Origin of the sequence: Fusibacter sp. A1 (assembly GCF_004125825.1) — a bacterium.
Lineage (GTDB): Bacteria > Bacillota > Clostridia > Peptostreptococcales > Acidaminobacteraceae > QQWI01.
The window spans coordinates 125,810-135,223 of record NZ_QQWI01000011.1 but is presented as its reverse complement, the minus strand read 5'-3'; the positions used below and the strand labels follow the sequence as shown (position 1 = coordinate 135,223).

The following is a 9,414-nucleotide window of genomic DNA, read 5'->3' as shown; positions in this document are numbered from 1 at the left end:
GCCTCTTATGCGCGTCTCTTTGAACACATCGTTATAAGAGAGGGCGACCACAAGGGTGCGCTACTACGCGAGGTTTAGGTACAAAAAAAGACAAAGACCACTTTCGTGGACTTTGTCAACAGTCTCAAGGACGCAAGTGAATGCGTCCTTTTCATATTTCTTATTTCTTATTTCTTAATCTTCTGTATCGAACAAGGTGGTAGAAAGGTATCTCTCGCCGGTATCTGCGATGATGACGACGATTTTCTTTCCCTTGTTTTCAGGACGCTTTGCGACTTGTGTCGCCGCATAAAGGTTGGCGCCCGACGAGATGCCGACAAGCGTTCCTTCTGTGGCGGCGAGTTTTCTCGCTGTCTCAAAGGCCTGTTCATTTTTCACGGTGACTATTTCGTCGATAATCTCCGTATTCAGGTTTTTAGGTATGAAACCTGCGCCGATGCCCTGAATCTTGTGGGGACCAGGAGATCCACCCGAAATAACAGGTGAATCAGTCGGCTCCACAGCGATGATCTTGATATTCGGATTATGCTTTTTAAGCACTTCACCGACACCTGATAGGGTACCGCCGGTGCCGACGCCCGCTACGAAGATATCCACCTCGCCGTCGGTGTCTCTTAGGATTTCTTTTGCCGTTGTGACCTTGTGGATATCAGGATTGGCGACATTTTCAAACTGGCCCGGTATGAAGGCCTTAGGGTACTCCTTGGCAAGTTCCTGGGCGCGCTCTATGGCGCCTTTCATCCCCTTTGCTCCTGGCGTCAGCTCAATTTGTGCTCCCAGCGCCTTCAAGAGGTTTCTACGCTCCACACTCATCGTATCAGGCATGGTCAGAATGATCTTGAATCCCTTGGCCGCCGCGGCAAAGGCTAGGGCGATTCCCGTGTTTCCACTGGTGGATTCGATGATGACGGTATCCTCTTCAAGCAGCCCCTGTTCGATTGCGGCTTCGATCATGGCGTTTCCTATTCTGTCTTTGACACTTCCAAGCGGATTGAAGAATTCGAGTTTGCCGATGATCGTCGCTTCGACACCTTCTGATTGATTGTACCTTGAAAACTCAAGCAAGGGTGTATTTCCGATTAGCTCTGTAAGTGATTTTGCGATTTTTGCCATGGTGTGGCCTCCTTTATAAACTACTTAACCTATCGTTTTAATGGGTATTGACTTCTTAAGATGGGATACCTATTGGTACCCCATATTTGCTCTTTAAATAAAAAACATATACTCTGATGGTGTCAATGTCTCTTCATAGGATCTGACCATGCTTTCAAGCGTGATCGCCTTCAAGGTCTCTTCAACCTGAATATCAAGCGGTTGCCATACCATCTGGTTGATCACCGACTCAGCGGCGTCCTTTTTGTCGTAGTTCTCTCTGAAGACCTCTTCTCCCTCTAGCGCCATGATAATGTCATAGGCTGAGGTGGTCTTAGGATCACAAGCAAGACTGTATCCGCCTTGAGGACCCTTCACACTTTTCACAAACCCTGACTTTTTCATTAACGAAAACACTTGTTCAAGGTACCTGTCAGAGATGTTCTGCCTTTCGGCGATGGACTTGAGTGCCACATGTTCGACCTTGGCATGAACCGCCAGATCTAAAAGGGCTTTAAGGCCATATCGTGCTTTAGAGGATACTTTCATTTTATCACCACTTTCCCCATCGGAATTAAGTATAATCTATCATCAAAGAATTACTTTGTCAAGACCAGCTTAACTTTTTTTAAAAAACAAAGGAAAGAACGACATATAACCATACATAGTGGGCATACTTTTCATTAATTAAAGTCAGTATGGCACCGATGACGAGACTGATAAACGTGATAAAACCCCATTTGGTTCCATAATAGATGGTTTCTGAGATCCCAAGCGTGATAAGCCACGTCAGCACCATGACGACCTTGGCCTTATTGACCCCGTAAGGGACCACCCAATGGTACGCGTAATATCCGATCAGAATGGCCAGATATGCTTTTGTGAAATAAGAGAGGTAAAAGACGCTCATCAAAAGCAATCCTTTAGGCTGACCGAAACGATCACCCCATAGCTCGATATCCAAAATCAAGTCATAACGGTACTCGATATGATTCAGATATTCCCAGCCCCAGTTGCTGATGAAAGCTACGCCGACGAAAAGCAAACCGTAGCAGACCATCAGATACCACTTCTTCTTTGGCCAACCCATCGGTTCAATTTCAAGGTCGCGAATCGATTTTCTTTGTTTTAGGATGACCCACCAAACCAAAACCGTGAACAGAATCGGTGTGATAAAATAACCGATCCAGTACCATTTAGTCTTATATCCCAAATAATGAAATAGATGATAGCCGTTGCTGAGTACCCACAGCATCAGCATCGTGGCAATCAATCTTATATTCCTGTACACTTGCTTCATTTCTTCTGTTTGCATGCTTTTCCCCCATTTATCTATTACAATCAAGCATACGTTCGGATCTAATTCCTGATACATCCGCTGACAAGGTCGAAGGCCTTTTCCGGTCCTATGATCTGAACCAGAAGCGGCAGCCTAGGACCGGTATTTCTGCTGATGAGCAGGTGGTAAAGTGTTTCGAACATTTCGTTCTGCCTTCTTTTAGTGATTTTCTTGTCGTCACTTCTGGTAAGGTCGTAAACAGCCTGCATCCAGTCATCGCCCGAACTTTGGGCACTGATCAATTTTAACATATCTTTCACACTGTTTTTAACCTTCTCATCAATTGTAACATAATAAGCGCGGTTCACAGCCCTATTTACACGTGTTTCACGTTCAGGAGACCAAGAAGCGATCCATTTGGTCACCCGACTGCAGGTATCCCCATAAGCCTGTCCACAGACCCCGTCCATCTGAGAACCAAGTAATCCGCGACAGACTTCATCGTCATAGGCGACAAGAGGAAGAACATTCGCGATTTGACCGAACGGAGCGAACCTGTCGGGAGTATCCTTCAATACGGACAGATGCATGACAAACTTAAGGTCCTCGCGGTCCAGCTCACCGCTTGTGTACTTGCCGTACAAGCGTTCAAACTCTGTATGGTGTTTGATCACATCCTCATCCATACCAATTTTAAACCCTGCCTGGGGCAGATATTTAGAAAAGATATACAGCAGCACCTCTGGCGCATAGACATCCATCAGGTCCCTAGGAGTCAATGTGTTCCCTGAAGAACTCGACATTTTCCCGCCCGCTCCTTTGATACCGATAAACTCATAGGCGATATACTGGGGAGCCTGGTAGTCGAAGATCTCCCTTGCAACCACGGTTGACACGGCAAAGCTGCCACCCTCGGCAGAATGGTCGCTTCCTCCCGGTTCGAATACCACCTCTTCTTCGGACCATCTCATGGGCCAGTCCGCCTTCCAGATCAACTTGATGTTTTCAGCGGTCCTGACCGACTGTTCCCCTTGATGCCCGCAAGCACACCTGTAATAGACGACCCTGGCGCCCTCATCGTAAGCGGTCACCGTCGTATCATCCTTTTGGCAATTATGGCAATACAGATTGATCGGATAGTAGTTGATCCGCTGCTCGTTTGAGGCTTCCTGTGTTTTGAAGCCCATGATGATATCGTAGATCTCCATTCTCCTAACAAGGGCCCTGTGGATTCCCTCGCGGTACCTTCCGCTTTTGTATTGCTGGGTCTGATAGAGGAACTCGACCTCCACTCCAAAGTCCTTAAGCGTGCTTTCGAACTCCCTCTCATAGTGCTGTGCGTAGGATGCGCAGCATCCGTGGGGGTCCGGTATGGCGGAGTAGGGCATTCCGATATACTGCTCATAGCTGCTGTCTATGCCCTTGGGCACCTTTCTGAAGCGGTCGAAGTCATCCCACGAGAAGATGAAGCGCGTTTTTTTTCCCATCTCCTGAAGCGCCCTGACCACAAAATAGGTCGTGACGATCTCTCTAAAGTTTCCGATGTGAACCGATCCCGAGGGACTGATTCCCGACGCGCAGACAAATGTCTCCCTGTTCGGGTGCGCCTCAACTAGTTTCTGTGCAGCCTTCTGTGCCCAATGCATAATCTACATCCTTTCCTTCGGCCGGATTCGACCAAAAAATATAAAAACTCCCGCTCTCAAATCATTTGATTTGAGGGCGAGAGTTAAAGTCGCGGTACCACCTCAGTTTATATACGCATAAGCATATACCTTATCGGGTACTGGTCATACCCTAGCCCTATAACGGTGGCATCCGATGTGGCATCCTCTTAAACTACAGATTCCTCACATGACTCCAAGGCTTTTTTCATACACTGCTCTGTCATGCCTTTTCAGCTCCCGGCACTCTCTAAATACAAAATCAGCGAACTACTCTTCTCTTCAACGTCGTTTTCAGTTTAGAAACATTATACCCAAACAAAACAGGATGTCAAGTCATAAACTGTCTAATCGATAAATTCAACTTCTAAGGACATCTCTGCGACATGCGCGAGCGTCTGATAGATCGAGCAGTATTCTGCTGCAAGCTCACCTGCCTGAACCAATCCTTTTTGCTTTTGAGCGTTCTTGATCTTAAAGACGACTTTGCACCACTTGAGCGTCGTAGGGACTTCTGTACGCTTCTCAGCGGTGACCTCTATGTCGATCGACTCGAAAGCGATTCGCTTCTTCTCAGCGATGCCTAAAAATGTAGCATATAGACAGGATGACAAGGCTCCTAAAAGCATGTCATAAGGTGATAGTCTTCCCTCACCAGCGCCGATTGGAGCAACCGCACGCGATGTAACCAGTTCTCCGACAAAATCGGGTGTGAATGTCGTATTGATTTTAAGTATAGCCATAATGAACCTCCAGTATTGTCATATTACTCTTATCATAACTTAATCTTTCGAGTATGGAAAGGTTTAAAAATAGATTAAGAAATAGTTGCATTTATGGCTTTAGCCGCACATATGCTGTATTATAGGTGTAATGAACCGCTAGAGACGAGGTATTTATGATTAATCTTAGCAATAGGCACATCTACGGATATGGATTCGGAAATTTCGGATACGGCATCATCTTTCAGATCATCGCGACCTATTTCGTGTTCTATGCGACTGCGGTGCTTGGTCTTTCAGGAACAGTGATCGGTGCGATGGTCGGAACAGGCGTCATCTGGGATGCCTTATCCGACCCTATCATGGGATATATTTCGGATAATACAAAAAATAAAAAATACGGCAGAAGGCATCTTTACCTGTGGATCGGGGGATTTTCGGTGCTCATCACCAATCTGATCCTGTGGAACCTGCACGCCAGCATCCCGCATTGGATGCAAGTCGGTGGAATGATCATCGCACTTCTTTTGATTAAAACGGGTATGACGGTCTACATCACCCCCTATACGGCACTTGGAGCTGAAATCACAGACGACCACATCAAAAGGGCAAAAGTACAGTCCGTGAAGATGTCCTTCTTCCTGCTTGGAATTTTTGTCGCAACAGCTGTGAATATGCTGCTTTTCTTCAAGGCGACCCCAGAGTACCCTATAGGGCAGCTCAATCCATCGGGATACAGGTACATGAGCGTGTTTACAACCGCACTCATGGCTGTTTCGATGTTCGTGGTCTTAAAGTCGACTAGCCATATGATTCCTGAGCTTAAAAAAAGAATCGTCCACAACCACAACTCAGGACTCAAGGACTTCTTCACCTCACTCGCGAAGGCCTTCGCCCATGGCGATTTTAGGGCGGTCGTTCTCGGTTATCTGTTCACAAACCTTTCGAGCGCCCTCTTAAGCACGATAGGACTTCACGTCTATACCTACACCTTCAAGATGGGCAATATGCAGATCGCACTGATCGCCGGATCCCAACTGCTCATGGCGGTGGTGAGTCAGCCTTTCTGGCTGTGGCTCAACAAAAGCATGGACAAGGCTAAGGCGATCCGACTAGGCCTAATGATGTCGATTATCTCTAGTCTGTATTTTATCGGATGTGTATTCTTAAGGGGACTCACGGCAGAAAATCTTTGGATTCTCTTACCCTTCATCTTGCTTGGCGGAACGGGTACCGGTGGACTCGCCATGTTGCCTCAGGCCATGGTCGCAGATACTGTGGACGCCCATGCCCTTGTCACAGGGCAAAGGCAGGAAGGCGTCTATTACGGCACGCTCACTTTGACTTACAAGCTCAGCCAATCCTTTGCGATCCTATTCATCGGCATCGTTCTCGACTGGGTGGGATTCGACACGGCTCTTGCCGCACAAAAGGCGTTCACACTCACAAGCCTAGGACTCATACTCGGCATAGGCAGCCTCTTTTCCTTCGGTGCGGCATACGTCAGCTACAGCCATTATCACCTAAACCGAAAAGCCATGGATGCCATTCACAAGCAGCTTACTTGACATCATCGAGGTTGGAACATGAATCCATCCTCTTTTTTTTATGAATTTAAGAATAATTTAAGATTAGGTGTGTATACTGTATCTAGTCCATACCAAAAAGGCGGTTACCATGTCCAATAAACATATGATTTCGACAGCTCAACTAAGACTTCTTAAAAACGTATTCCATCTGGCTTCTTCAAAGATCATGCCGATTCTGATACTGGTCTACGTGTTCACCCATAGCCGTTACGTGTATCCAAGCGATACCCAGGTCTTGTACTTCGGTTCCTTGTTCCCCCTCTGGGCGTTATTTTACTTTTTAAGGAACCAGATGGTGCGGATGATGAACAAAAGGGATGTATATTACTGACCACAAGCTAAAAGCGGGTAGACATGATTTCCATGTCTACCCGCTTCTTATTTATCTTTCTATTTTGCGTACATCTTGGCGATATCCGCTTGTAATTCGTCATTTTCAAGGAACACGTCAAAGTCAGTGACCTTATCGACAATTCCGTTTGGCGTAATTTCGATCACACGGTTTGCGATAGACTCGATGAAGGTATGGTCATGTGAAGTAAAGAGCATCGTGCCTTTAAATGCGACAAGTCCGTCATTCACCGCCTGGATCGATTCCAGATCCAAGTGATTTGTAGGGTCATCAAGAAGCAGCACGTTCGCAGCAGAAAGCATCAGCTTTGAGAACATGCAACGTACTTTTTCACCACCTGAAAGCACCGAAGCGCTTTTTAGCGGTTCTTCGCCAGAAAAGAGCATTTTACCTAGGAAACCGCGGATGAACGATTCGTCGTTCTCCACTGAATATTGTCTCAACCAGTTGATCAGGTTGTCGTCGTTGCCTTCGAAATACTCGTTGTAGTCGCGTGGCAGGTAACCCTGAGTCGTTGTGACACCCCATTTGAATGTTCCTTCATCCGGTTCGATCTCGCCCATCAGAATCTTAAATAGCGTTGTGACCACTAGCGGGTTTCTGCTTAACATGACGACCTTGTCGCCTTTGTTGAGCATAAACGAAACATCGTCTAGCACTTTCACGCCATCGATTGTTTTAGTGAGTCCGCTTACCTGAAGGATATCCTTACCCGCTTCACGATCTGGAGTAAATCCGACAAAAGGATAGCGACGTGTCGACGGCTGCAGGTCTTCGATTTTAATCTTATCAAGCATTTTCTTACGGCTTGTCGCCTGTTTCGCCTTGGATGCGTTTGAACTGAATCGGGCGATAAAGCTTTGAAGCTCTTTAATCTTTTCAGAGGCTTTCTTGTTTTGGTCTTTCATGAGCTTAAGCATCAGCTGGCTTGACTCATACCAGAAATCGTAGTTACCGACGAACATCTTGATCTTGCCGAAGTCGATATCCACCATGTGTGTACAAACGTTGTTTAAGAAGTGACGGTCATGCGATACTACGATTACAGTGTTTTCGTAGTTGATCAGGAATTCTTCCAACCAGTTGATCGCTCTGAAGTCCAAGTGGTTTGTCGGCTCATCGAGTAAAAGGATGTCCGGATTGCCGAATAAGGCCTGGGCAAGCAGCACTTTGACTTTTACGTCTCCTGGAAGATCCGCCATCTGACTCGAGAAGTATTCTTTTGGCACGTTAAGGCCGTTAAGAAGTTTCTCCGCATTCATTTCGGCATCCCAGCCGTCCATCTCTGCAAATTCACCTTCCAGGTCAGCCGCTTTGTGGCCATCCTCTTCTGTGAAATCTTCTTTCATGTATAAGGCGTCTTTTTCCTGCATGATCTCATAAAGTCTTGCATGACCCATGATCACCGTCTGCACTACAGGATATTCGTCGTATTCGAAGTGGTCCTGCTTGAGCACGGCCAATCTTTCGCCAGGTGTGATGCTCACATTACCGGTATTGGGTTCAATCTCACCAGAAATGATTTTTAGAAACGTCGATTTACCGGCACCGTTGGCACCGATAACGCCATAACAGTTTCCTTTGGTGAATTTTAAGTTTACTTCTTCAAAAAGCTTTTTGTCTCCGAAACGAAGACCCAGTTCAGTCACTTGTAACATAGTCTTATTTTATCGCCTGAGCGATATCCTCCTTTTTTGTTGTAGAAGATTAGCGGATTAGAAGATCAGCAAAAAGATATTTTGCTAATCTTCTAATCATCCAATCCTCTAGTTCTCATTTTTTCAACAATCAATCATCAATCATCAATCATCAAAAATAGCACATACGCGTTACATTATATAACAAGAAACAGATTTGTCTAGGATATATTTCTAAAAATTTAGAAATTGTTTACTCAACCCCTATATCGAACACGGCGATTTCAGGCCTGCTCTGAAAGCGAAAGGGCAGCATCGTCATTCCTATTCCTCTACTTACGTACTGACTCATTCTTTCCGTATGCCTATACCATCCGTCGATGTACTTCTTACCTAGCTCAGGCAAGATGGGGGTTCCTAGAATCGGAAGTCGGATCTGCCCGCTATGGGTGTGCCCCGATAGGGTAAGGTCGATGGGCACCAAAAGGTAGTGGTCGATCGGATCTGGCTGATGCAACATGAACACATGGAAGAGGGCTGGATCGATTCCGTCCATAAAGGTATAATCCCGTTCTCCGAAGATCGCGCAGTCGGCACCGCTGATCTGCAGTGTCTGGCTGTTCAGCACTACCGTTGTCGTTTCGTTCACCAGCAGCCTGAATCCCGATTCTTCAAGGATTTTTCGGTAATTGCTCTCACCGCCGAACTCGTATTCATGATTGCCGAAAACCGCAAACTTTAGGGCACCTTCGCTGAGCCGCAAGAGCGACTCCGGCACCTTGTCCATTTTTTGGTTTGTTTTCGCATTATCGAGCAAGTCTCCTGTCAAGAGGACTATATCCGCTTCTAGGGCGTTCACATGGTCGATGATATGGTCAAACCGCTTCAGTGACATAAAATCACCCAAGTGGATATCCGTCAGTTGAACGATTCTTATGGCACCGCTTTTAATAGAAGCATGCCCGACCTTATGATGGGTGACTTCAATTAAATGGGGTTCGAGAAAATACCCGTACATGACACATGCCGTTCCCAGCAAAAAAAGAATCGCTAGCAAATGCTCTATCCAGTTCAACATC

The 9,414-nt window shown here is 46.3% G+C and carries 9 protein-coding genes and 1 other annotated feature; of the genes, 2 read left to right on the top strand and 7 right to left on the bottom strand.

What is annotated here, in order from left to right; genetic code table 11:
- Positions 1–174: 174 nt before the first annotated feature.
- The 5 genes from cysK to DWB64_RS15515 all read right to left on the bottom strand — a co-directional run bounded on the left by cysK (position 175) and on the right by DWB64_RS15515 (position 4,778).
- On the bottom strand, positions 175–1,113 hold the full coding sequence (gene cysK / locus DWB64_RS15535; protein ID WP_129489169.1) for a cysteine synthase A: 939 nt from the start codon (positions 1,111–1,113) through the stop codon (positions 175–177).
- A gap of 93 nt (positions 1,114–1,206) precedes the next feature.
- The gene (locus tag DWB64_RS15530; RefSeq protein ID WP_129489168.1) at positions 1,207–1,641 is read right to left on the bottom strand and encodes an Rrf2 family transcriptional regulator; all 435 of its coding nucleotides are present in this window, start codon (positions 1,639–1,641) and stop codon (positions 1,207–1,209) included.
- 79 nt (positions 1,642–1,720) lie between these two features.
- Positions 1,721–2,407 carry a hypothetical protein gene (locus DWB64_RS15525; protein ID WP_129489167.1) on the bottom strand — a complete coding sequence of 229 codons (687 nt, stop codon included), beginning with the start codon at positions 2,405–2,407 and terminating at the stop codon, positions 1,721–1,723.
- Between the two features lie 44 nt (positions 2,408–2,451).
- The gene (lysS, locus tag DWB64_RS15520) at positions 2,452–4,017 is read right to left on the bottom strand and encodes a lysine--tRNA ligase (protein WP_129489166.1); all 1,566 of its coding nucleotides are present in this window, start codon (positions 4,015–4,017) and stop codon (positions 2,452–2,454) included.
- A 69-nt stretch (positions 4,018–4,086) separates the two neighbouring features.
- Positions 4,087–4,330: a binding site (T-box leader), on the bottom strand.
- Positions 4,331–4,382: 52 nt separating this feature from the next.
- Positions 4,383–4,778 carry an OsmC family protein gene (locus DWB64_RS15515; RefSeq protein ID WP_129489165.1) on the bottom strand — a complete coding sequence of 132 codons (396 nt, stop codon included), beginning with the start codon at positions 4,776–4,778 and terminating at the stop codon, positions 4,383–4,385.
- A gap of 155 nt (positions 4,779–4,933) precedes the next feature.
- On the opposite strand from DWB64_RS15515, the gene DWB64_RS15510 reads away from it, so the two are divergent.
- Together DWB64_RS15510 and DWB64_RS15505 are read left to right on the top strand one after the other, a co-directional pair.
- On the top strand, positions 4,934–6,325 hold the full coding sequence (locus DWB64_RS15510) for an MFS transporter (protein ID WP_129489164.1): 1,392 nt from the start codon (positions 4,934–4,936) through the stop codon (positions 6,323–6,325).
- Between the two features lie 109 nt (positions 6,326–6,434).
- On the top strand, positions 6,435–6,677 hold the full coding sequence (locus tag DWB64_RS15505) for a hypothetical protein (protein ID WP_129489163.1): 243 nt from the start codon (positions 6,435–6,437) through the stop codon (positions 6,675–6,677).
- A 59-nt stretch (positions 6,678–6,736) separates the two neighbouring features.
- Here the strand turns inward: DWB64_RS15505 and DWB64_RS15500 are convergent, their stop codons facing one another.
- Complete coding sequence (locus DWB64_RS15500; RefSeq protein WP_129489162.1) at positions 6,737–8,356, bottom strand: ABC-F family ATP-binding cassette domain-containing protein; 1,620 nt, start codon at positions 8,354–8,356, stop codon at positions 6,737–6,739.
- 232 nt (positions 8,357–8,588) lie between these two features.
- A complete protein-coding gene (locus DWB64_RS15495; protein ID WP_164980444.1) occupies positions 8,589–9,413 on the bottom strand; it encodes a metallophosphoesterase in 825 nt (274 codons plus the stop codon).
- Position 9,414 lies beyond the last annotated feature (1 nt).

Coding starts and splice junctions, on each gene's coding strand:
- DWB64_RS15495 (WP_164980444.1), bottom strand. CDS start 9,413: ATGTTGAACTGGATAGAGCATTTGCTAGCGATTCTTTTTTTGCTGGGA.
- DWB64_RS15525 (WP_129489167.1), bottom strand. CDS start 2,407: ATGCAAACAGAAGAAATGAAGCAAGTGTACAGGAATATAAGATTGATT.
- cysK (WP_129489169.1), bottom strand. CDS start 1,113: ATGGCAAAAATCGCAAAATCACTTACAGAGCTAATCGGAAATACACCC.
- DWB64_RS15530 (WP_129489168.1), bottom strand. CDS start 1,641: ATGAAAGTATCCTCTAAAGCACGATATGGCCTTAAAGCCCTTTTAGAT.
- DWB64_RS15505 (WP_129489163.1), top strand. CDS start 6,435: ATGTCCAATAAACATATGATTTCGACAGCTCAACTAAGACTTCTTAAA.
- DWB64_RS15510 (WP_129489164.1), top strand. CDS start 4,934: ATGATTAATCTTAGCAATAGGCACATCTACGGATATGGATTCGGAAAT.
- DWB64_RS15500 (WP_129489162.1), bottom strand. CDS start 8,356: ATGTTACAAGTGACTGAACTGGGTCTTCGTTTCGGAGACAAAAAGCTT.
- DWB64_RS15515 (WP_129489165.1), bottom strand. CDS start 4,778: ATGGCTATACTTAAAATCAATACGACATTCACACCCGATTTTGTCGGA.
- lysS (WP_129489166.1), bottom strand. CDS start 4,017: ATGCATTGGGCACAGAAGGCTGCACAGAAACTAGTTGAGGCGCACCCG.